The sequence below is a fragment of the Rhodoferax sp. genome, assembly GCF_044236835.1.
Taxonomy (GTDB): domain Bacteria; phylum Pseudomonadota; class Gammaproteobacteria; order Burkholderiales; family Burkholderiaceae_C; genus Allorhodoferax.
Window position 1 is genome coordinate 13,564 of sequence record NZ_JBIIGC010000002.1, and the last position, 21,952, is coordinate 35,515.

At 63.6% G+C, this 21,952-nt stretch carries 23 protein-coding genes; 18 read left to right on the forward strand and 5 right to left on the reverse strand.

The genetic code is table 11. The annotated features are described in order from the left end of the window. Nucleotides 1-26: 26 nt before the first annotated feature. The 4 genes from ACILRC_RS01640 to pobA all read right to left on the reverse strand — a co-directional run bounded on the left by ACILRC_RS01640 (nucleotide 27) and on the right by pobA (nucleotide 4,377). Nucleotides 27-1,031 (reverse strand): cytochrome d ubiquinol oxidase subunit II, encoded by a 1,005-nt coding sequence (locus ACILRC_RS01640; RefSeq protein ID WP_395667597.1) that lies wholly within the window; start codon nucleotides 1,029-1,031, stop codon nucleotides 27-29. Then, entirely contained in the window at nucleotides 1,028-2,452 is a 1,425-nt protein-coding gene (locus tag ACILRC_RS01645) for a cytochrome ubiquinol oxidase subunit I (RefSeq protein ID WP_395667598.1), read from the reverse strand. Before ACILRC_RS01645 ends, ACILRC_RS01640 begins: the two co-directional genes overlap by 4 nt. A gap of 37 nt (nucleotides 2,453-2,489) precedes the next feature. Then, complete coding sequence (locus tag ACILRC_RS01650) at nucleotides 2,490-3,053, reverse strand: GbsR/MarR family transcriptional regulator (protein ID WP_395667599.1); 564 nt, start codon at nucleotides 3,051-3,053, stop codon at nucleotides 2,490-2,492. A 148-nt stretch (nucleotides 3,054-3,201) separates the two neighbouring features. Continuing rightward, nucleotides 3,202-4,377: a 4-hydroxybenzoate 3-monooxygenase gene (gene pobA, locus ACILRC_RS01655; protein ID WP_395667600.1), complete on the reverse strand. Its 1,176-nt coding sequence runs from the start codon at nucleotides 4,375-4,377 to the stop codon at nucleotides 3,202-3,204. A gap of 119 nt (nucleotides 4,378-4,496) precedes the next feature. On the opposite strand from pobA, the gene ACILRC_RS01660 reads away from it, so the two are divergent. The 8 genes from ACILRC_RS01660 to ACILRC_RS01695 all read left to right on the forward strand — a co-directional run bounded on the left by ACILRC_RS01660 (nucleotide 4,497) and on the right by ACILRC_RS01695 (nucleotide 11,851). Further along, the gene (locus ACILRC_RS01660; protein WP_395667601.1) at nucleotides 4,497-5,369 is read left to right on the forward strand and encodes a helix-turn-helix domain-containing protein; all 873 of its coding nucleotides are present in this window, start codon (nucleotides 4,497-4,499) and stop codon (nucleotides 5,367-5,369) included. A 22-nt stretch (nucleotides 5,370-5,391) separates the two neighbouring features. Next, nucleotides 5,392-6,081 (forward strand): TetR/AcrR family transcriptional regulator, encoded by a 690-nt coding sequence (locus ACILRC_RS01665; RefSeq protein WP_395667602.1) that lies wholly within the window; start codon nucleotides 5,392-5,394, stop codon nucleotides 6,079-6,081. 88 nt (nucleotides 6,082-6,169) lie between these two features. Then, a complete protein-coding gene (locus tag ACILRC_RS01670; protein ID WP_395667603.1) occupies nucleotides 6,170-6,721 on the forward strand; it encodes a TRAP transporter small permease in 552 nt (183 codons plus the stop codon). Then, nucleotides 6,718-7,995: a TRAP transporter large permease gene (locus ACILRC_RS01675; RefSeq protein ID WP_395667604.1), complete on the forward strand. Its 1,278-nt coding sequence runs from the start codon at nucleotides 6,718-6,720 to the stop codon at nucleotides 7,993-7,995. Before ACILRC_RS01670 ends, ACILRC_RS01675 begins: the two co-directional genes overlap by 4 nt. An 86-nt stretch (nucleotides 7,996-8,081) precedes the next feature. Next, nucleotides 8,082-9,080, forward strand: a complete 999-nt coding sequence (locus ACILRC_RS01680) for a TRAP transporter substrate-binding protein (protein WP_395667605.1) — start codon at nucleotides 8,082-8,084, stop codon at nucleotides 9,078-9,080. 46 nt (nucleotides 9,081-9,126) lie between these two features. Beyond that, on the forward strand, nucleotides 9,127-9,993 hold the full coding sequence (locus ACILRC_RS01685; protein ID WP_395667858.1) for a shikimate dehydrogenase family protein: 867 nt from the start codon (nucleotides 9,127-9,129) through the stop codon (nucleotides 9,991-9,993). Nucleotides 9,994-10,013: 20 nt separating this feature from the next. Beyond that, the gene (locus tag ACILRC_RS01690; RefSeq protein ID WP_395667606.1) at nucleotides 10,014-10,937 is read left to right on the forward strand and encodes a 4-hydroxyphenylpyruvate dioxygenase; all 924 of its coding nucleotides are present in this window, start codon (nucleotides 10,014-10,016) and stop codon (nucleotides 10,935-10,937) included. Then, a complete protein-coding gene (locus tag ACILRC_RS01695; protein ID WP_395667607.1) occupies nucleotides 10,934-11,851 on the forward strand; it encodes a sugar phosphate isomerase/epimerase family protein in 918 nt (305 codons plus the stop codon). Before ACILRC_RS01690 ends, ACILRC_RS01695 begins: the two co-directional genes overlap by 4 nt. Before the next feature lies 1 nt (nucleotide 11,852). On the opposite strand, the gene ACILRC_RS01700 is transcribed toward ACILRC_RS01695, so the two are convergent. Beyond that, nucleotides 11,853-13,118 carry a LysR family transcriptional regulator gene (locus ACILRC_RS01700; protein ID WP_395667608.1) on the reverse strand — a complete coding sequence of 422 codons (1,266 nt, stop codon included), beginning with the start codon at nucleotides 13,116-13,118 and terminating at the stop codon, nucleotides 11,853-11,855. Nucleotides 13,119-13,258: 140 nt separating this feature from the next. On the opposite strand from ACILRC_RS01700, the gene ACILRC_RS01705 reads away from it, so the two are divergent. The 10 genes from ACILRC_RS01705 (at nucleotide 13,259) to ACILRC_RS01750 (ending at nucleotide 21,946) form a co-directional block, all read left to right on the forward strand. Beyond that, nucleotides 13,259-14,305 carry an amidohydrolase family protein gene (locus ACILRC_RS01705; protein ID WP_395667609.1) on the forward strand — a complete coding sequence of 349 codons (1,047 nt, stop codon included), beginning with the start codon at nucleotides 13,259-13,261 and terminating at the stop codon, nucleotides 14,303-14,305. 11 nt (nucleotides 14,306-14,316) lie between these two features. Then, complete coding sequence (locus tag ACILRC_RS01710) at nucleotides 14,317-15,039, forward strand: substrate-binding domain-containing protein (RefSeq protein ID WP_395667610.1); 723 nt, start codon at nucleotides 14,317-14,319, stop codon at nucleotides 15,037-15,039. Beyond that, nucleotides 15,032-15,715 carry a 4-carboxy-4-hydroxy-2-oxoadipate aldolase/oxaloacetate decarboxylase gene (ligK, locus tag ACILRC_RS01715; protein WP_395667611.1) on the forward strand — a complete coding sequence of 228 codons (684 nt, stop codon included), beginning with the start codon at nucleotides 15,032-15,034 and terminating at the stop codon, nucleotides 15,713-15,715. Before ACILRC_RS01710 ends, ligK begins: the two co-directional genes overlap by 8 nt. Before the next feature lie 39 nt (nucleotides 15,716-15,754). Beyond that, nucleotides 15,755-16,270 (forward strand): TRAP transporter small permease, encoded by a 516-nt coding sequence (locus ACILRC_RS01720; protein ID WP_395667612.1) that lies wholly within the window; start codon nucleotides 15,755-15,757, stop codon nucleotides 16,268-16,270. Next, on the forward strand, nucleotides 16,267-17,589 hold the full coding sequence (locus tag ACILRC_RS01725; RefSeq protein WP_395667613.1) for a TRAP transporter large permease: 1,323 nt from the start codon (nucleotides 16,267-16,269) through the stop codon (nucleotides 17,587-17,589). Before ACILRC_RS01720 ends, ACILRC_RS01725 begins: the two co-directional genes overlap by 4 nt. 20 nt (nucleotides 17,590-17,609) lie before the next feature. After that, nucleotides 17,610-18,638, forward strand: coding sequence for a TRAP transporter substrate-binding protein (locus ACILRC_RS01730; protein ID WP_395667614.1), 1,029 nt, complete (start codon nucleotides 17,610-17,612; stop codon nucleotides 18,636-18,638). A gap of 70 nt (nucleotides 18,639-18,708) precedes the next feature. Then, entirely contained in the window at nucleotides 18,709-19,641 is a 933-nt protein-coding gene (locus tag ACILRC_RS01735; protein ID WP_395667615.1) for an amidohydrolase family protein, read from the forward strand. 5 nt (nucleotides 19,642-19,646) lie between these two features. Beyond that, nucleotides 19,647-20,099, forward strand: coding sequence for a protocatechuate 4,5-dioxygenase subunit alpha (gene ligA / locus ACILRC_RS01740; protein WP_395667616.1), 453 nt, complete (start codon nucleotides 19,647-19,649; stop codon nucleotides 20,097-20,099). Between the two features lie 4 nt (nucleotides 20,100-20,103). Continuing rightward, nucleotides 20,104-20,985 (forward strand): class III extradiol dioxygenase subunit beta, encoded by an 882-nt coding sequence (locus ACILRC_RS01745; RefSeq protein ID WP_395667617.1) that lies wholly within the window; start codon nucleotides 20,104-20,106, stop codon nucleotides 20,983-20,985. A gap of 1 nt (nucleotide 20,986) precedes the next feature. Continuing rightward, a complete protein-coding gene (locus ACILRC_RS01750; RefSeq protein ID WP_395667618.1) occupies nucleotides 20,987-21,946 on the forward strand; it encodes a Gfo/Idh/MocA family oxidoreductase in 960 nt (319 codons plus the stop codon). Nucleotides 21,947-21,952 lie beyond the last annotated feature (6 nt).

A 21,952-nucleotide genomic window follows, 5' to 3' on the forward strand; every position in this document is an offset into this window, starting at 1 on the left:
CCGACGGACGCAGCGTCCCAGATGATTTATGCGTACTGGAGTTCTCGCACCTTGCCGGCAAACACCCGGTAGCTGAAGATGGTATAGCCGACGATGGCGGGCACAGTGACTGCGCACCCGATGGCGATGACCGCCAAGGAGGACGTGGCGCTGGCTGCCTGCCACACCGTGAGCCGATCCATCACCACATAGGGAAACAGGCTGTAGGCCAGGCCGATGGCGCCGAACAGAAACACCGTCACCACCGCCACAAAGGGCACCCAGCACAGGTGGGCCCGTACCAACTTGGAGTTGAGCATCGCGCGCGCTACCACCAAGGCGGCCAGGGTTGCCAAAGGAATGGGCAGCAGGGCAATGAACTCGGGCATGCTGAACCAGCGGTTGCGCACCGTCTCGCTCACCACCGGCGTCGCCAGGGACACCAGCGCCATGCCCAGCACCACGGGTGGCCAGGCCCATTTGGCCCAGCGCACGGCCAGCACTTGCAGGTCGCCTTCGGTTTTCATCACCAGCCAACAGGCACCCAGCAGCACATAGGCGGCGGGCAAAAGCAAGGCAATCACCGCGGCGAAGGCCAGCGCGAGGTCGCCGGGCGCAAACCCGGTGATGTAGCGGCCCAGCATCCAGCCTTGCGAGGTCGCCGCGATGCCGCTGCCGGCCCAGAAAGCGAAGTTCCACAGCGGCTTCCACTGGTCTTGCGCCTTCACCCGAAAGTCAAAGGCCACGCCGCGCAGCACCAGGCCCACCAACATCAGCGTGACCGGCAAGTACAGGGCAGTCAGCACCATGCCGTGCGCTTTGGGGAAGGCAATCAGCAAGATGCCCACACCCAGCACCAGCCAGGTCTCATTGGCGTCCCAAAACGGGCCGATGCTGGCGATCATCGTGTCGCGCTGCTCAGGTGTGGCGCGGTGCAGCAGCAGGCCCACGCCCAGGTCGTAACCATCCAGCACCACATAGGCCAGCATGGCCACACCCATCAGCGCCAGAAACACCACCGGCAGTGCGGTGGCCCAGTCGATTGCGCTCATGCTCCGGCCCCCTGCTGCGTGCCCGCTTTGGCGGCAAGGCTTGGGTTGTGTGCTGGGGGCGGGCGGTCTGCGCTGCCGGGGGCCAAGCCCGGCTGCCCCGGCGGGTCGTGTGGCATGGGCACCGGCTTTTCTGCCATGTGCTTGACCACGCTCACATAGGCCAGCAAGAGTGCCGCATACACCGTGAGGTACAGGGCCAGCGTCAATGCAATGTACGAGCCCGGTACTGTCGAGGCCACTTCGTCCACCCGCAGCAAGCCCTGCACGATCCAGGGCTGGCGGCCCACCTCGGTCACGTACCAGCCCGCCACGGTGGCAGTCCATCCGCTGAACGCCATGAGCGAGAGCCCAGCCAACACCGGGCGCGGCAGCGCGTCGGCCTGCCATGCGCGGCGCTTGAGTAGCCACAGCCCGCCCCAGCTGGCCAGCAGCATCAAGATGCCGGTGCCTACCATGGTGCGAAACGCCCAGAAGACGGGTGCCACCGGCGGGTGCTGTCCTTCGAACTCGTTAAGGCCCTTGATCTCGCCGTTGGGGTCGTGCGTAAGGATCCAGGATGCACCTTTGGGGATTTTCAGCGCGTAGTGGTTGCGGCGCTCCTCCTGGTCGGGCAGCGCGAACAGCAACAGCGGCGCGCCGCGCTGGGTGTCCCAAACGCCTTCCATGGCGGCCACCTTGGCGGGCTGGTGCGTCAGGGTGTTCAGGCCGTGCAGGTCACCCACCAGGATTTGCAGCGGAATCAGCACCGCACCCACCGTCAGGCCAAAGCGCAGTGTGCGCGGCGTGCTGGGATTGGCCTTACCTTGGAGGATCTGCCAGGCGCTCACACCCGCCACCAAAAAGGCCATGGTCAAGCCGCTGGCCAGCAACATGTGCACCAACCGATACGGGAAGCTGGGGTTGAAGACCACCTCGAACCAGCTGGTGACAAAAAACTCACCGCCGCGGATCTCCACGCCGGCAGGTGTGTGCATCCAGGAGTTCAGCGCCAAGATCCAAAACGCACTCATGGTGGTGCCAAAAGCTACCAAGCCCGTAGCGACCAGATGCACCCGCTCGGACACCTTGCCATGGCCGAACAACATGATCCCCAAAAAGGTGGCCTCCAAGAAAAAGGCGGTGAGCACCTCGTAACCCAACAACGGCCCCGCCACATTGCCCACCCGCTCCATAAAGCCCGGCCAGTTGGTGCCGAACTGAAAGCTCATCACGATGCCGCTGACCACGCCCAGCGCGAAGCTCAGGGCGAACACCTTGGTCCAGAACCGGTAGGCCAGCAGCCAAGCGACGTCGCCCGTTTTGTGCCAGCGCAGCCGGAAGAACAGCAGGGCCCAGCCCAGCGCAATCGTGATCGTTGGGAACAGGATGTGGAAAGTGATGTTGGCCGCGAATTGCATACGGGCCAGAACCAGCGCGTCCATGAACTTGAATCCTTGTGTGGTGCGAAATACCCTGAACTCAGCCCCGTCCGCCGGGTACGACTTTGAGTTTGTCTTTGAACTCCAGCAGCCGCTGCACCTTGGAGCCCATCTTCATGAGTTGCGCCAGTGTGGTCGCGTCAATGCGCTGCACATCCTCGAACCAGCTGGTCATCAGCTCGATCAGGTCGTGCATGCCCTTCATGCGCTTTTGTGCGTGGCGGTCCTCGGGCGTGGTGGGCTCTTCCAGCAGGGCATTGCGCAGCATGGTCAGGGTGGGTTCGATTTCGCGGCGACGCCGCTCCTCGGCCAGGGTTCGGAACACCTCCCAGGCGTCACCCGGCGCCTCAAAGTACTCGCGCCGGTCGCCGGGCTGGTGCAGCAGCTTCACCAGCCGCCAGGCCTGCAGCTCTTTCAAGCCCATGCTGACGTTGCCGCGGCTGAACTCCAGCGCCTCTGCGATCTCGTCGGCGTTGAGCGCTTGCGGCGCGACATAGATCAGCGCATAAATCTGCCCCACCGTGCGGTTGATGCCCCAGCGGCTACCCATCTCGCCAAAGTGGGCGACAAAGCTACGGACCAGGGGTGTGAGTGCGTGGGGCATGGGCTTGGCAGGTTGTTTGGGATGGCGCGAATTCTATTCAAAGTTTCAGAAATTTGTGAAACTTCAGGAATAGGCGGATGCCCTGCGCTGGGTAATCCGCACCGGTGAACGCTTTGCAGCGGGTGGCCGCTCACGGATGGGCCAGCGCCTAATACGGCAGCCCGACGTAGTTTTCCACCAGCGCGGCCTGCGCCTTCTCGGACGAGAACAGGTAGGCCAGCTCGGTGGCTTGGAGTTGCTGGTCGTAGGCCGGTTGGTCGGGGTAGGTGTGCAGCAGGTTGGTCATCCACCACGAAAAGCGCTGGGCCTTCCAGACGCGGGCCAGGGCCTGCTCGGAGTAGCGATCCAACCCGGTATCGTCGCCCTTGCGGTAGTGGGCGACCAGCGCCTGGTACAGGTAATGCACATCTGAGCCTGCGGTGTTGAGCCCGCGGGCACCCGTGGGCGGCACGATGTGGGCTGCGTCGCCGGCAAGAAACAAGTTGCCATAGCGCATGGGCTCGGCCACATAGGAGCGCAAGGGCGCAATCGACTTTTCGATCGACGGACCCGTTACCAGTTGCCCCGCAATCGACGAGGGCAGGCGGCGCTGGAGTTCATCCCAAAACGCGGCGTCCGACCAGTCTTCCACCCGGTCGGTCAGTGGGACCTGGATGTAGTAGCGCGACAGCACCTGCGAGCGCAGCGAGCACAGCGCGAAGCCGCGCGCATGGCGGGCGTAGATCAGCTCGGGCGACACCGGCTTGGTGCGTGAGAGCACGCCCAGCCAGCCAAAGGGGTAGACCTTCTCGTACTCCCTGAGTACATCGCGGGGAATGGATTTGCGGCTCACGCCGTGGAAGCCGTCGGCACCGACCACATAGTCGCAATCGATGCGCAGGGTCTCGTCACCTTGGCGGTAGGTCACATAGGTCCCGGTGCTGGACTTGAGGTCGTGCAGCTGCACGTCCTCTGCGTTGTGGACGACGACGCCTTGCAGCAAGTCGCGCGCCGCGTACAGGTCGCGGGTGACCTCGGTTTGGCCGTACACCAGCACCGAGCTGCCACCGCTGAACTTGTGCAAATCGATCCTGTGTTGCTGACCGCCGTGGGCGATGAAAAAGCCATCGTGCACTTCGCCTTCTCGGTCCATGCGCTCGCCGCATTGGGCCTGGCGCATCAGCGCAGCAAAGCCCCGCTCCAGCACGCCAGCGCGTATGCGCGACAGCACGTATTCACGGCTCTGCCGCTCCAGGACCACGGTTTCTATGCCCTGGAGGTGCAGCAACTGGGACAGCAGCAGGCCCGAAGGCCCACCGCCCACAATGCAGACGCTGGTTTTCATAAGGGGTGTCTCCACTCTCTTGTTTTGGCACGCCAAAGCGTGCTGCATGGGCGGCAGGATAGGCGCAGCCGCCCAATGCAGCCATGCCACAATTTGGCCAATACTTGCACCGATCGAACATGCCCACGTCCCAGCTTTCACGCCCTACTGATGTGCTGCTCGCACATGGCTTGTTTGGCGAGTCCACCCAATTGCCCGATGTGATGCACTGCGAAACCATTGCTATGCGATCGGTGTTGCACGAGTGGGAACTGGCGCCCCACCGGCATGCCAGGCTGCACCAAATCCTGCTGGTCCACAGCGGCAGCGGCGTGGCCCATTTGGATGGCGAACAAATTGCCTTTGGCGACCGCAGCTTGGTCAATGTGCCGCCGGGCGCGGTGCATGGCTTTCGTTTCAAGCCCGGCACCCAGGGCTTCGTGGTCACCTTGGCCGACGAGATCATGGACCGCATTCTGGGCAGCGCCCCTGGCGTGCGCCACCTGCTGGGTCGCCCTGCGCTGTGCAACGCATCGCAAAGTGTGCTGGATGCGGGTGAGCGGATCTGGTTTGAGTTTGGGACCACGGGTGAGGCGCGCTCCGTGGTGTTGCAAGGGCTATGCGCTACTTTGCTGGGCCTAACCGCGCGGCATGTGGGCACGCCGGCCCCAGGGCCACAGGCGCCTTTGGCGAGCACGGTACTGCAGCGCTTTGAAGCCTTGGTGGAGGCGCACTACCTGCAGCGCTGGGGCGTGGCGGACTACGCCCGTGCCTTGGCCATCTCGCCCACCCACCTCAGCCGCGTGGTGCGCGCCGCCACGGGCGCACCCGCCTCGCAATGGATCGATGCCCGCACCGTGCGCGAAGCGCGCCAGCGCCTGGCCTACACCCACCTGCGCATCACCACCATCGGCTACGCGCTGGGCTTTGCCGACCCCGCCCATTTCAGCCGGGTCTTCACCCGCATTGCGGGTGTATCACCACGGGCGTTTCGCCAGAGGCTGGCGCGGTGATGCCGCGTCCTATACTTTCACAATGAACGATCCAGTACAAAAGCGCCGGGCCGGTTCTGCGGTCGCAAAGAACGACAAGCCAGCAGGCCGCACCAACGATCCCGAGCGCACCCAGGCCAACATCTTGCGGGTGGCCGAGGCGGAGTTTGGCGAGAAGGGCCTGGCCGGCGCGCGCATCGACGAGATTGCCGAGGCCACCCACACCAGCAAGCGCATGATTTACTACTACTTCGGTAGCAAAGAAGGCCTGTACCTGGCCGTGCTGGAGGCAGCGTACCGGCGGGTGCGCGATGTTGAGACCGAACTGAATCTGCACGACCTGGACCCTGAGGAGGCGCTGCGCCGACTGGTCGCCTTCACCTTCGACCACCACCTGCACCACGAGAGCTACATCCGGCTGGTGATGTCGGAAAACATCCACCGGGCGCATTACCTTGCGCAAAGCCAGCGCATCCAGGAACTCAACATCCCAGCCATCGCCGCCATCCGCGATTTGTATGAACGCGGGGTGCGAAGCGGACAGTTCCGCAAGGGGCTCGACCCGGTGGACATCCACGCGTCGATCTCGGCCTTGAGCTTTTTCAACGTCTCCAACCGCCACACCTTCGGGCGCATTTTCAAGCTCGATATGCAGTCGCCCGCATACATCGCCCAACGGCGCGACAGCGTCGTCGAGATGGTGGTGCGTTTCGTGCGCAAGTTACCTGCCTGATACGCCGCTGGGCGCCTTGGGGTGGGTTTTCCCTGAGCATAAAACTAACTAGTTCGTACAAAAATGCGGGGAAGGAGATTCCACTGCAGTGAAAAAGTTCATCCACCTTCTGGAGCGCACGCTGTCAGCTGCCATGGCCCTGTGCCTGGCGCTCATGGTCTGCATGGTGTTTGGCAACGTGGTGTTGCGCTACGGCTTTAACTCCAGCATCGTGGTCTCAGAAGAGCTGTCACGGTGGCTGTTCGTCTGGATGATCTTCATGGGGGCGGTCGTTGGCTTGATCAACGCCAGCCACCTGGGTACAGACATGTTGCTGTCACGGCTGGGGTCAAGGGGGCGCAAGCTGTGCTTTGCAGTGGCCCATGGCCTGATGTTGCTGATGTGTTGGTTCATGTTTCGCGGGGCGCTGGAGCAAACGCGCATCAACATGGAAAGCAGCAGCGCCGTGATGCAAGTGTCGATGGCCTGGCTGTATGCGTCCGGGCTGGTGTTTTCGGTTTTGGCGAGCGTGGTCATTGCTTACGACCTGTGGCGCTTGCTGCGAGGCAGTCTGGGTGACGATGAACTGGTGCAGATCAGCAGCTCGGATGACGTGCATCCGTCCGGGCATTCGGCCCCAAGCGCTAGGGAGCAGGCATGACCATCGCCATCTTTTTGGGGGCGCTGCTCGCAGCCATGGCGCTTGGCTTGCCGATCGCCTTCTCCTTGTTGGTCACAGGCGCGGCGTTGATGTGGCAGCTCAACCTGTTTGATCCCCAAATACTGGCGCAAAACTTGATTGAAGGCGCCAACAGTTTCCCCTTGCTGGCGGTGCCCTTCTTTATGCTGGCTGGCGAGATCATGAATGCGGGCGGCCTGTCGCGGCGCATCGTGCACTTTGCCATGACCTTGGTGGGGCATTTGCGCGGCGGGCTGGGCTATGTCGCCATCATGGCCGCTGTGCTGATGGGTGCGCTATCCGGTTCGGCGGTGGCAGATGCCGCCGCCTTGGCTGCGCTGTTGTTGCCGGTCATGAACCGCGCCGGTTACGACCGGGCGCGCTCGGCGGGTTTGATCGCGGCGGGCAGCATTGTGGCCCCCATCATTCCGCCCAGCATCGGCTTCGTGATCTTTGGGGTCACGGCCAACGTATCGATTTCCAAGCTGTTCTTGGCCGGAATTGTTCCCGGCCTGATGCTCGGTGCCGTGCTGGCTTGCACCTGGTGGTGGTTGAGCCGCGGTTCGTCGGCCACGCCGACCCCGCGCGCCAGCCGGGCGCAGGTGCTTGCCGCGCTCCGGGACGCGACGCTGGCCTTGGTCCTACCGCTGATCGTGATCGCCGGACTCAAATTTGGTGTGTTCACACCCACCGAGGCGGCGGTGGTGGCCGCCGTGTACGCGCTGCTGATCTCGACCTTGGTGTACCGCGAGCTGCCTTGGCGCAAACTGCCAGGGTTGTTTGTGGCAGCGGCGCAGACCACGGCAGTGATCATGTTTTTGGTCGCCGCTGCCATGGTGTCGGCCTGGCTGATCACGGTGGCCAACCTGCCGGGCGAACTCATCTCCTTGCTGCAGCCCTTGCTGGACAACCCGACCTTGCTGCTGATGGTCATCATGGTGATCACCATGCTGGTGGGCACCGCCATGGACATGACGCCCACCATCGTGATCCTGACCCCCGTCTTCATGCCCTTGGTCAAAGCAGCGGGCATTGACCCGGTGTATTTCGGCGTGCTGTTCATGATCAACAACGCCATCGGCTTGATCACGCCCCCTGTGGGTACGGTGCTCAGTACCGTGGCCGGTGTGGGCAAGTTGCGCATGGACGAGGTGACGCGCGGCGTATGGCCCTTCATGCTGGCGCAGTTCGCGCTGATGTTTTTGCTGGTCCTTTTCCCTAGCTTGGTGATGGTGCCCGCACGCTGGTTTTACTGATGCTCTTGGGGGTTGCGGTAACGAGGGTTCGCCACCGCAACCAAGCCCACCTAAAGGCGGCCCGAGACCATGAACGGAGACACACCATGAAGCGACTCGTACTCAAGACCCTGGCCGCCGCACTGTGCTTTGGCGCAATCGGCTTGGCCCAGGCACAAACCAAGACCCTGAAGTTCGTCAACCAAAACGCCAAGGGCCACCCCATCGTGATGGGCATGGAGAAATTTGCCGAAATCGTTGAAGCCAAGTCGGGCGGCAAACTCAAAGTCCAGGTGTTCCCCGGCGGCGCCTTGGGCAGCGACCAGGCCAATGTGTCGGCCTTGCAAGGCGGCACCTTGGAGATGGCGTCTATGAACTCGGGCATTTTTGCCAGCTTGGTGAAGGACTTTGCCATCTACGATTTTCCGTTTTTGTTTGCCAGTCCGGCTGAAGCGGACACCGTCGTGGACGGGAGCTTTGGTCGATCGATGCACGCCAAGCTCGAAGAAAAAGGCTTGGTGGGGCTGGGCTACTACGAGCTGGGCTTTCGCCACATTACCAACAGCAAACGCCCACTGACAAAGGTGGAAGACATTGCAGGCCTCAAACTCCGCGTGATCCCCAACCCGATCAACGTGGATTGGGTCTCGGCCTTGGGCGCCAACCCCACACCGCTGCCTTTCCCTGAGCTTTACGCCGCCTTGGAGCAAAAGGCAGTGGACGGTCAGGAGAACCCAGTTGCCACCATCAACGGAGCCAAGCTCTACGAAGTGCAAAAGCATCTTGCATTGACCTACCACCAGTACAACCCGCAGTCCGTGGTTATCAGCAAAAAGGTGTGGGATGGCCTGAGCGCAGACGAGCGCAAGGTGGTGCAGGACGCGGTGAGCGAGTCGGTCAAATACCAACGTGAGCAGTCCCGCGCGATGGCCGGCAGCTTGCTCGATTCACTCAAGAAGGGTGGCATGCAAGTGACCGAATTCCCTGCGGCCGAGGTGGCCAAACTGCGCGAGAAGATGAAGCCCGTGATTGCCAAGCACTCCGCCAGTGTGGGCGATGCCACCGTGAGCGCCATGATGGCCGAACTAGCACGCATCCGGAAATAAGCGAACTGCAGCACCACCCATGCACACCACGGCACAGCGGGGCACCATGATTGACGGCGATACCGAGCTGATCGTGCACCTCGGCTTTCCGACGCACAGCTTCAAGGCGCCACTGATTTACAACCCCTACTTCGAGTCGGTGGGTGTCAACGCCGTGGTCGTGCCTATGGGTTGCCGCCCAGCCTCCTTCGAGGCCACCCTGCGCAGCGTGTTTGCGCTGAGCAACATCCGCGGCGCGCTCATCACCATGCCACACAAGGTCTCGGTGATGGGCTTGCTCGACAGTGTGTCGCGCACGGCGCGCGTAGCCGGTGCCTGCAATGCGGTCAAACGGCTGCCTGATGGTCGCTTGGTGGGCGACATGTTCGATGGGGAGGGCTTTGTGCGTGGCTTGCTGCGCAAAGGCGTGGGTTTGCACGGCGCCAGTGCGCTGGTGGTGGGCTGCGGCGGTGTGGGATCGGCGATTGCGGCCTCGCTGGCTGGCGCCGGTGTGCGGCAGCTGGCCTTGTTTGACATCGACCCCGCGCCAGGGCGCGCCTTGGCGCAGCGCCTGTGCGAGGCCTACCCAGGCTTGCGTGTGGAGACCGGCAGTAATGACCCGGCTGGTTTTGACCTGCTGGTCAATGCCACGCCCTTGGGTATGGGCCCAGCTGACCCCCTGCCGGTGGATGTACAACGGCTTGCCGCCCACACGTTTGTAGCCGAGGTGGTGATGCGTACCGAAATGACCGCCTTCCTTTTGGCGGCGCAGGCAAGGGGGTGCCGCATCCAGGTGGGTGCCGACATGCTGTTTGAAATGGTTCCAGCCTATCTGGAGTTTTTTGGATTTCCCAGCGCGACGCCCGAGCAGCTACGCCATGTGTCGCGCTTGTACGACCACGACGCCGCTGCCGCGCTGGCGTGCGCGGGCTGAGCGCATCACCAGGAGCTTGCATGGCGGAACTACTTTCCCCTTTACAGGACGCTCGCGAGCCCGCGCAAGCCAGCGGCAGCGAGGCGGCCAATCCACTAGGGCTCGACGGTCTGGAGTTTGTAGAGTACGCCACCGACAAGCCCCAGGCCTTGGGGCAGGTGCTGGAAATGATGGGCTTTGTCCCCACGGCGCGGCACCGCTCGCGCGAGGTGACGCTGTACCGCCAGGGTGCGATCAATTTGGTGGTCAACGCCCACCCACACGAGGCGCGCAGTGCCAGCGATACCGAGGGACACCCCAGCATCCATGCCATGGCCCTGCGGGTGCGCAACGCCCGCGCCGCCCGTGCGTACGTGCTGGCGCGCGGTGGCTGGGAGGTGCCCAGCCATCCCGATGCCATGGAGCTCAACATCCCGGCCATCCATGGCGTTGGCGGCAGCCGCATCTACCTGGTGGACCGCTACCAGAAGTTCTCTATCTACGACGTGGACTTTGATCCGATCCCCGGTGCGCAGCCCCAGCCGCCCTGTTTGCCCGGCTTACAGGTGTTTGGCTTGGTGCAGTACATCGGCATGGGCCGCAGCTTCGACTGGCTGGAGTTCTACCAAACGCTGCTGGGCTGCTCCGCCGTGCCCGAGGGCCAGCGCTTTGGCATCCTGCCCGCCGGGCGCTTGCTGCGGGTGCCGGGGCTGAGCGCGCAGACGGGCTTCATGCTGCAGCTGGTAGAGCCGACCTTCGACGCTCCGGATCCGCAGGAGCGGCTGCAGCGATTGGGTCTGGGCGTGCCCGATGTGTTGGCAGCGGTGCAGGCGCTGCGCGCACGCGGCGTGGAGTTTGTGGAAAACGACGCCCTGCGCAGCGATGCGCGCGGTGCACTCACCAAGACCTACCTCGGCAGTGTGGCTTTCGAGCTGGTCCCATCGGTGGCGCCGGTGCTGCCATGACCCACCGGCGCAGCGTGCAAGAAGCCTTGCGCGGCTTCGGTATGGACACAATCACCTTGGCCGGCCCACTGGAAGCCAAGCTAGAAGCCATGCAGCAGGCCGGCTTTGGTCAGGTCATGCTCAAGGCCAACGACTTGGTGGGCCACCCACAGGGCTGGAAGGCGGCGGTGCACGCGGTGCGGCGCAGCGGTTTGCGTGGAACCGGCTTTCAGGTGCTGCGCGACTTTGAAGGTCTCAGCGGCCACCTGCATGACTACAAGGTCGATATTGCCAAAACCATGCTGGAGATGTGCGCCGAGCTGGCGTGTGATGTGCTGCTGGCCTGCTCATCGACGTCCATCCACGCAAGCCAGGACCCAGACCAGATGGCCCGCGACTTGCATAAGCTTTCGATGCTGGCGGTACCGTTTGGTATTCGCATTGCTTACGAGGGGCTGTCGTGGGGGCGTAGCGTGAGCGAGTACACCACCGCCTGGGATGTAGTCTGCCGCGCCGACAGCCCAAACTTGGGCCTGTGCATCGACTCTTTCCACATCCTTGCTGCCAAGACACCGCTCGATGCGCTAGCCGACATCGACCCCGACAAAATCTACCTGGTGCAACTCTCCGATTTCCTGTGGCAAGAGGCCCGCACCATGGAGGAACGCATCGCCACCGCGCGCACCTACCGGGTGTTTCCGGGCGAGGGCGTGCACACCGACCCCATCATTGAGATGGTGCTGATCTTGGAGCGCATGGGGTACCGGGGTGACTACAGCTTTGAGGTGTTCAACGACGATTTTGTGCAAATGCCGCTGCCCATGGTGGCGCAGCGCGCCTGCAACTCCGCGCTGTGGCTCGCCGACGACGTGCTGCGCCGCTCCATGCCCCTGCCCAACCAACTGAAACTGCGCAGCGTGCACAGCGCGCCCTGACTTAGACCAGAGGCAGACGACCTTGTGGGGCCGCCAGCGCTTGTGCCGCGCTGCGCATCGCATCCAGCACAGCCAAGGCTGAAGGAGAAAGGGCGCTGCCTTGGCGCAGCGTAAAACCAATTTGCCGGGTGGTGGTGCCCATGGGTGCAGCCAGCTCGGCCAGGCTGCCGTTGGCGATTTCGAACACCAACTGGTGGGGCGAGATGGCGGTGACCATATCGCTGCACTTGAGCAATTGGCGCAGCATGGCCAGGTCGCCTGTTTCCACCGACGGCGTTGGCGGCGCAAGCCCGGCGTCGCGAAAGAACGCGTCCACCAGGCGGCGGCCAGGCGCGTTGGGGCGGGGCAGGATCCATTGCTGGCGCAGCAAGTCCTGCAGCTTCACTGTTTTCTTGCGCGACAGCGGGTGGCCGCTGCGGGCAACAATGCCGATGCGGTCACTAAACAGGGTTTCGGTCACCAGGCCCGGTGCGGTATCGGCGGCGCGCAGCGCGCCGAACACCACGTCGATGTCACCGCTGCGCAGGCTGGCAATCAGCTGTTCGTAGTGGCTCTCGAATGTGACCACCCGCAAGCCCGGGTGCTGGCCCAGCGCCTGGGCGATGGCGGTGGGGACCACGTAGGTGCGTCCCAGCGGCAGGGTGCCAATGGTGACCACCCCGGCCACGCTGCCGGAAATGGCCGCCAAGTCCGACTGCATGTGGCGGACCTCAGAAAACACCCGCTTGGCCCGCACCACCAGGCGCGCAGCGGCGTCAGTGGGCACCATGCCTTGCATCATCCGCTGGAACAGGGCTTGGCCCAGCGTGGCCTCCATGCGGGTGAGCGCCATGCTGGCGCCGGCCTGGGTGAGCCCGATGTGCGCTGCCGCTGCCGAGAGCGAACGGTGCTCCGACAGCCCAATGAGCAACTCCAACTTGCGGGCGTTGAACACCAGGCCGATCACAGCATTGTGCAAACCGGAGCTTGCGGTCAGGCCGCGAAGGAACTCATCGGCGCCGGCCTGGGCCTCCTCCGCAATGCGCTGCGCGCGCGCCAGCACCGCCTGACCGCACGCATTGAGCAGCATGCCGCGCGGCTTGCGCTCGAACAAGGCCACGCCCAGCGCATGCTCCACTTCCGCCACTGAGCGCGTCACCGCCGATGGCGCTTTGAACACTTGCTGGGCCGCGCGCGCGATGCTGCCCTGGGACGCGACAGCCATGAACGGGCGCAGGTGGTCTAGAACGCCAAGCGCGCTGGGATGGGCGGGGGAACGGTCGGACATGGGGTGGGGAGCAATCTCCGGGTTTCTACCACGGTCATCACAAAATAGGAATCCAAGCTCACCAATAATGACGGAGCGTACGCACGGTGCGCGGGACAATGCGGGCCGTCAGGGTCACGTTATTTGTTGGAGACACACGCATGGTGATCGATTGCCACGGCCACTACACCACGGCCCCCAAGGCCTTGGAGGACTGGCGCAACGCGCAGATTGCAGGCATCCAAGACCCGGCGTCTCGCCCCCGGTCTTCGGACCTGAAGATCAGCGACGACGCGCTGCGCGAAAGCATCGAGACCAACCAATTGCGCCTGATGCGCGAGCGCGGCAGCGACCTCACCTTGTTTTCGCCGCGCGCCAGTTTCATGGCCCACCACATCGGGGACTTCGAGGTGTCGGCCACTTGGGCTGCCATCTGCAATGAGCTGTGCTTTCGGGTGAGTGAACTGTTTCCAGACCATTTTGTGCCGGTGGCCATGCTGCCCCAAAGCCCCGGCGTGGACCCCGCCACCTGCATCCCCGAGCTGGAAAAGTGCGTGAGGGAGTACGGTGCGGTCGGCATCAACCTCAACCCCGACCCCAGCGGTGGCCACTGGACCAGCCCGCCGCTGACCGACCGCCACTGGTACCCCTTGTACGAAAAAATGGTGGAGTACGACCTGCCCGCCATGGTTCATGTGAGCACCAGCTGCAACGCCTGCTTCCACACCACCGGCGCGCACTACCTGAACGCCGACACCACGGCCTTCATGCAGTGCTTGCAGGGCAACCTGTTCAAGGACTTTCCCACCCTCAAGTTTTTGATTCCCCACGGCGGCGGCGCGGTGCCCTACCACTGGGGGCGTTTTCGTGGTCTGGCGCAAGAGCTAAAAAAGCCGTTGTTAGAAGAGCATCTACTCAACAACATTTTTTTCGACACCTGCGTCTACCACCAGCCAGGCATTGACTTGCTCAGCACGGTCATCCCGGTCAAAAACGTGCTGTTCGCCTCGGAGATGATCGGCGCGGTGCGCGGCATCGACCCGCAAACCGGCCACCACTACGACGACACCAAGCGCTACATCGAAGCGTCTTCCCGCTTGAGCGCCCAGGACAAGCACCTGATCTACGAGGGCAATGCCCGGCGGGTGTTTTCGCGCTTGGACGCGCGTTTGTCGGCGCGCGAGCAACCGTCCGCAGTCGGTGCATGAAGCAGGACAGCATGGCACACACCACCACGCTTTGCGGCATTTCTTCGATGGCCACCCAGGCGGTTCTGGCCGAGCTGGCAGGCGACTTCCTGCGCGACGCTGGGGTCACCCTGGCGCTCGAGTCGATGGGCGGGGTGGATGCGGCCAAACGCGTGCGCGCGGGCGAGGCTTTCGACCTGGTGTTTTTGGCGCGTGACGCCATCGATGCGCTCGCCGAGAGTGGCCATGTGCTCACCGGGAGCCGGCTCGATCTGGTGCGCTCGGCTGTCTCGGTTGCGGTGCCTGCTGGTGCGCCAGTGCCCGACATAGGCACCGAAGCTACCTTGCAGCGCGCTGTGCTGGCCGCCTCGCGCATTGGCTATTCCACCGGCCCCAGCGGCGTGGCGTTGACTGCACTGTTTGCGCGCTGGGGGGTACTGGCGCAGTTGCAGGACCGCCTGGTGCAGGCTCCGCCGGGCGTGCCTGTGGGCCGTTTGCTGGCGCAAGGTGAGGTGACGCTGGGGTTCCAGCAAACCAGCGAGTTGCTGCAGTTGTCAGGCATCACGCTGCTGGGGCCCATGCCCGCTGAGGTGGCCATCGTGACCACGTTTTCCGGGGGCGTGTGCGCGGCGTGCGACCAGGTGCCAGCGGCCCAGGCGCTGTTGCAGTATTTCGCCTCGCCTGCCACGCTGGCCGCCAAGCGGCGCCAGGGCATGGAGCAGGCGCTGGCTTTGGAGGAGAGAGAGCATGTTTGAACTGGGCGTTGTGTACCGCAACATCATCCGCGCCGAGCGCGGCGTGGCCGACGCGCTGGCGAAGCTGGGTTCTGCCACTGTGCACGAGGCCATGGGCCGGGTCGGGCTACTGCAGCCGTATATGCGGCCAATTTACGCAGGCGCGCAAGTTTCGGGCACCGCGGTGACCGTCCTGCTGCACCCGGGCGACAACTGGATGATGCATGTGGTGGCCGAGCAGATTCAGCCCGGTGACATCGTGGTGGCCGCCGTTACCGCCGAATGCACCGATGGCTACTTTGGCGACTTACTGGCCACCAGCTTCCAGGCGCGCGGTGCGCGTGCACTGGTGATCGACGCTGGGGTGCGCGATGTGAAGACACTGCAAGCCATGCAGTTTCCGGTGTGGAGCAAGTGCATCTCCAGCAAAGGCACGGTCAAAGCGACCTTGGGCTCGGTCAACATTGCGGTGGTCTGCGCTGGCATGTTGGTGACTCCCGGCGATGTGGTGGTGGCTGACGATGACGGTGTGGTGTGCGTGCCTGCTGCGCGTGCCGCGCAAACCCTGGCCGCGGCGCAGCAGCGCGAGCGCGCCGAAGGCGACAAACGCGCCCAGTTGGCCGCCGGCGTGCTGGGTTTGGACATGTACCAGATGCGAGCGCCCTTGGCGGCGGCGGGCTTGCGCTACGTCGACTGAACCTGCAATCCCACCACTACCTCTACCGGAGATCCACCCTTGTCTGAGTTGACCCCAAGCGCGTCACCCCCGCACGACTGGCTGGCGACCTTGTGCGACATCAGCGCCGCCATTGGCGCGGTGGTGCTGCTGTCGATCGCCGTCATGACCACCACCAGTGTGGTGGGCCGCGCTTTTTTTATGCATCCCATCCTGGGTGACGTCGAGCTGGTGCAGCTCGGTGGCGCGGTGGTGGTGGCGTCCTTCCTGCCGTACACCCAGTACCGCCGCGCCAACATCATCGTGGACTTCTTCACCACTGGCGCCTCCGAACGAACCCAGGGGCGGATGGACGCCGTTGGCGTGGCCTTGTACACGCTGGTGATGGCCTTGGTGCTGTGGCGCGTGGCGGTGGGTGCCGTGGACATCCACGCCGCCAAAGAGCGCTCCATGCTGATGGACTTGCCCCTGTGGCTGCCCTATACCTTGATGCTGCCGGGCCTGGCGCTGTGCGTGCTCATTGGTGTGCTGCAGTTGGTGCGCATGTTGTCTGGCAAAGCGCAGGTGCGCGCATGAGCACCATGACCATTGGGCTGCTGATGTTTGGCGCCATGCTGACACTGATGGCGGTGCGGGTGCCCATCGCGATTGCGATGTTCGTGCCGGGCGCGGTGGGCTACCTGTTGCTGTCGGGTTGGATGCCTTTGCTGTCGCACCTCAAGGGCGCGGTCTACGGCCGCGTGTCCGTCTATGACCTGTCGGTCATTCCCCTTTTCATGCTCATGGGTGGCTTGGCCGTTCAGGGCGGTTTGGCCAAGGCGTTGTTTGACTTTGCGAATGCTTTGCTGGGCCGCTTTCGCGGTGGCATGGCGATGGCCGGTGTGTTGGCCTGTGCCGCGTTTGGTTCTATTTCGGGCTCCACCGTGGCCACCACCGCCACCATTGCCCAGGTGGCCTACCCGCAGATGCGCCGCATTGGCTACTCCGGCCGGCTGGCAACGGCGGCGCTGGCCACTGGCGGCACCATGGGGGTGCTGTTGCCACCTTCGGTCACGCTGGTGGTGTACGCAATTTTGACCGAGCAAAACATCACCAAAATGTTTTTGGCGGCCTATGTACCGGCGCTGCTGGCCGCGGTGGGCTATTTGCTCGCGATTGGCTTCATCGTGCGGCTGCACCCCGAGCATGCGCCCGCAGCCCAGCCCGCAAGTGCTGCACAGGTACTGCGCGCTGCTTTGCAGGTTTGGCCCATCGTGGCGATCTTTGGCGTGGTGTTTGGCGGCATCTATGGCGGCTTGTTCACTGCCACCGAAGGCGCTGCCATTGGCGTGGTGCTGACCTTTGCCATCACCTTGGTGCGCCGCGAAATCAATTGGGGCAAGTTCGTCAACGCGGTGCGCAGCACGGCGCAGACCAGCGGCATGATCTTCTTGATCTTCATTGGCGCCGACATGATCAATGCGGCGCTGGCCTTGTCGCAACTGCCGTCGCAACTGGCCGATATCGTGGGCCATTTGCAAATTTCGCCAGTGCTGATCATGGCGGGTGTGATGGTGTTCTACATCATCCTGGGCTGCGTGATGGACGAGATGAGCATGATCTTGCTCACCGTGCCGACCCTGTTTCCGGTGATCATGGGCCTGGACTTCTACGGCTTGGGACCGGCGGACAAGGCCTTGTGGTTTGGCGTATTGATCCTCACGGTCTGCGCCATTGGAATGATTTTTCCGCCCGTGGGGCTCAATGTGTACATCATGAACGGGCTGGCCCGCGACGTGCCCATGGTGGAAACCTACAAGGGCGTTGTGCCCTTTCTTATCACCGACGGCATTCGCTTGGCGCTGCTGCTTATGTTCCCGGCGCTGGCCTTGTGGCTGGTGCATTTTTTGACCTGAAACCACAAGGAGACTTCACTATGAAAATTCGCAGCACATTGGTCGCAGCCGCCCTGGCCTGTATGGCAAGTTCCAGCGCGCTGGCACAGGAGGTGACCCTCAAAGTCCATTTCTTCCTGCCCGCCAGCTCGTTTGCCAACACCTTGTTGATCACGCCTTGGTGCGACAAGGTGGCCAAGGAATCGGCCAACCGCCTCAAGTGCCAGATTTACCCCTCGATGCAGCTTGGCGGCACGCCGCCACAGCTCTACCAGCAGGTGAGCGATGGTGTGGCCGATATTGTGTGGACGCTGCCGGGCTACACCGCTGGCAGGTTCCCGAGCATCGAGGCCTTTGAGCTGCCTTTCATGATGCAAAACCCCGAGGCCACCTCCAAAGCCTTGTGGGATTACGTGCAAATCCACAGCGCCGCCGAGTTCAAGGACGTCAAACCCCTGGCTTTCCATGTGCACGGTGACGGCGTGTTCCACATGAACGGCAAGCCGGTGAAAACCATGGCCGACCTGCGCGGCCTCAAGCTGCGTGCCCCCACGCGCATGACCAACAAGTTCATCGCCATGCTGGGTGCAACCCCGGTCAGCATGCCGGTGCCCCAGGTGGGTGATGCGCTGTCCAAGGGCGTGATCGACGGTGCGGTGGTGCCCTACGAGGTGGTGCCCGCCATCAAGATCCAGGAGCTGGTGAAGTTCCACTCCGAGACCGACCCCAAAGAGCCCGCGTTCTACACCTCGACCTTCATCTTCGCGATGAACAAGGCCAAGTACGACGCGCTGCCAGCTGACTTGAAGAAGGTCATCGACGCCAATTCCGGTGCTGCCCTGTCGGCGGCGGCAGGACGTGCCTTTTTGCAAGCCGATGTGGAGGGCAAGAAGCTGGTCAACCAGTCGGCGATCAATGTGATTCCCGCATCGGAGCTGGTGCAGTGGAAGGCCTTGGGCAGCAAGCTCTCCAGCGAATGGGTGACTGAGATGAACGGCAAAGGACTGAACGGCACCAAGATGCTGGACGACGCAAAGGGCCTGATCTCCAAGTACTCCACTGCCAAGTAAACCGCCCCGCAGGGCCTGCCCTTGCCAGCGGGCGGGGCGGGCCGTCCACATTCTTTCCAGGTAATCCACCATGGGCCGACCCACAACGGGCGATTTCCGCAAGACCGACGGCTGGCTGGACTGGTACGCCGGTCCCAGCAAGCCACGCTTTGTACTGCCCACTGGCAGTGTGGATGCGCACTGCCATGTGTTCGGCCCCGGCGCGGAATTTCCATACGCGCCAGAGCGTAAATACACGCCCTGTGACGCTGGCAAAGCGCAGCTGTTCGCGCTGCGCGACCACCTGGGCTTTGCCCGCAATGTGATCGTGCAAGCCACCTGCCACGGCGCCGACAACCGGGCGCTGGTGGACGCCAGCCGTGCCAGCGCCGGGCGCGCGCGCGGCGTGGCCACGGTGCGGCGCAGCGTGACCGACACCGAGCTGCAGCAGCTGCATGACGCCGGCGTGCGCGGCGTGCGTTTTAACTTCGTCAAGCGGCTGGTGGACTTCACGCCCAAGGACGAGTTGCTGGAGATCGCCCAGCGCATCGACGCTTTCGGCTGGCATGTGGTGGTGTACTTCGAGGCGGTGGACCTTCCCGAGCTGTGGGACTTTTTTACGGCGCTGCCCACCACGGTGGTCATCGACCACATGGGCCGGCCCGATGTGTCCAAGCCCTTGGATGGCCCGGAGTTCACGCTGCTGCGCCGCTTCCTGCGCGAGCACCCCCATGTGTGGAGCAAGGTGAGTTGCCCCGAGCGCTTGAGCAATGGCGGCCCCCCGGCCCTGCACGGCGAGCAGGCCGCCTACCGTGATGTGCTGCCTTTTGCCCGCGCCATCGTCCAAGAGTTTCCCGACCGCGTGCTCTGGGGCACCGACTGGCCCCACCCCAACCTCAAGGGGCACATGCCCGACGACGGCCTGCTGGTGGACTTCATTCCCCACATTGCGCCCACCGCAGAGCTTCAGAAGAAGCTGCTGGTGGACAACCCCATGCGCCTGTACTGGCCCGAGGAGCTTTGACAACCATGCCACTGGACAAACCCTACCAAGACGTGCCCGGTACCATCATTTTTGATGCCGAGCAAAGCCGCAAAGGCTACTGGCTCAACCAGTTCTGTTCCAGCCTGATGAAGCCCGACAACCGCGCGCGCTTCAAGGCCGATGAGCGCGCCTACCTGGACGCCTGGCCGCTGAGCGAGGAGCAAAAGCAAGCGGTGCTGGCGCGCGACCTCAACTGGTGCATGCGCACTGGCGGCAATATTTACTTTCTGGCCCGCATCGGTGCCACCGACGGTCTGAGCTTCCAGCAAATGGCGGGCTCCATGACCGGCATGACCGAACAAGAGTACCGCGAGATGATGCTGCGCGGCGGCCGCTCAGTAGAAGGCAACCGCCACTTGGGCGAGGACGGCGACGCCCAGCCCCAGCACCAACCCCAGGGCGCGGCCGGTCGCGCCCTGCGCAATCCAGGAGGCTAAAGGCATGGCACGCATCACCGCATCGGTTTACACCTCGCACGTGCCCGCCATCGGCGTGGCCGTGGACCAGGGCAAGCAAAACGAGCCTTATTGGCAGCCGCTGTTTGCCGGCTACGAATTCTCCAAACAGTGGATGCAAGACAACACGCCCGACGTGGTGTTTTTGGTTTACAACGACCACGCCACCAACTTCAGCCTGGACCTTATTCCCACCTTTGCCCTGGGCTGTGCCGACAGTTTCGAGATCGCCGACGAAGGCTGGGGGCCGCGCCCCTTGCCCACGGTGCAAGGCCACCCGGAGTTGGCGGCCCACATCGCGCAGAGCGTGATCCAGCAGGACTTTGACCTCACCCTGTGCAACCGCATGGTGGTGGACCATGGGCTGACGGTGCCCCTGAGCCTGCTGTGCGGCAACCCGCCCATGCCGGGTGGGCGCTGGCCGTTCCAGGTCATCCCTCTGCATGTCAATGTGGTGCAGTACCCTGTGCCCAGCGGGGCGCGCTGCCTGGCCTTGGGCCAGGCCATCCGCAAGGCGGTGGAGAGCTTTGATGGGGACCTGGATGTGCAGATCTGGGGCACGGGTGGCATGAGCCACCAGCTGCAGGGCGCGCGCGCCGGACTCATCAACCGGCAATGGGACAACGCCTGGCTGGACCGAATGGTGGCGGACCCCCAGGCCTGTGCCGCAACACCCCACATCGACTACGTGCGCGAGGCCGGCAGCGAGGGCATTGAGCTGGTGATGTGGCTGATCGCCCGTGGCGCCATGGCCGATCTGGCCCCGCCTGCGTCCGGCAAGGTGGCAGCGCCGCGCGTGCGCCACCGTTTCTACCACGTGCCGGCCAGCAACACCGCCGTGGGCCACCTGATTCTGGAGAACGACTGACATGCAACAGCCCCTCAAAGTGGCGCTGGCAGGGGCCGGCGCATTTGGCATCAAGCACCTGGACGGCATTCAAAACATCGAAGGTGTGGAGGTGGTCTCGCTGGTCGGTCGCGATCTCGACAAGACCCGCGAAGTCGCCGCCAAGTACCGCATTGCCCACGTCAGCACCGACCTGGCCGACAGCCTGGCGCTGCCCGAGGTGGACGCTGTCATCCTGTGTACCCCCACCCAGATGCACGCTGAGCAAGCTTTGGCCTGCCTGCGCGCGGGCAAGCATGTGCAGGTGGAGATTCCCCTGTGCGATGTGCTGCGTGATGGCCAGGCGGTGGTCGCCCAGGCCCGCTCTAGTGGCCGTGTGGCCATGTGCGGCCACACCCGGCGCTTCAACCCCAGCCACCAGTGGGTGCACCAGCGGGTAGCGGCGGGCACGTTCAACATCTTTCAGATGGATGTGCAGACCTACTTCATGCGCCGCACCAATACCAACGCCCTCGGCCAGCCACGCAGCTGGACCGACCACTTGCTGTGGCACCACGCGGCCCACACGGTGGACCTGTTTGCCTACCAGTGCGCCAGCCCCATCGTGCGCGCCAACGCCATCCAGGGACCCATCCACCCGACCCTGGGGATTGCGATGGACATGGGCATCCAGCTCCAGGCAGCCAATGGTGCGATCTGCACCCTTTCTTTGTCGTTCAACAACGACGGGCCTTTGGGCACCTTCTTTCGCTACATCGGCGACACCGGAACCTACCTGGCACGCTACGACGATCTGTTCACCGGCAAGGACGAGAAGATCGACGTCTCGGGGGTGGCGGTGTCGATGAACGGCATCGAGCTACAAGACCGCGAGTTTTTCGCCGCCATCCGCGAAGGCCGCGAGCCCAATGCCAGCGTCGCCCAGGTGCTGCCGTGCTACGAGGTGCTGCACCAACTGGAGCAGCAACTGGCGCAAGTCTGAAGGGGC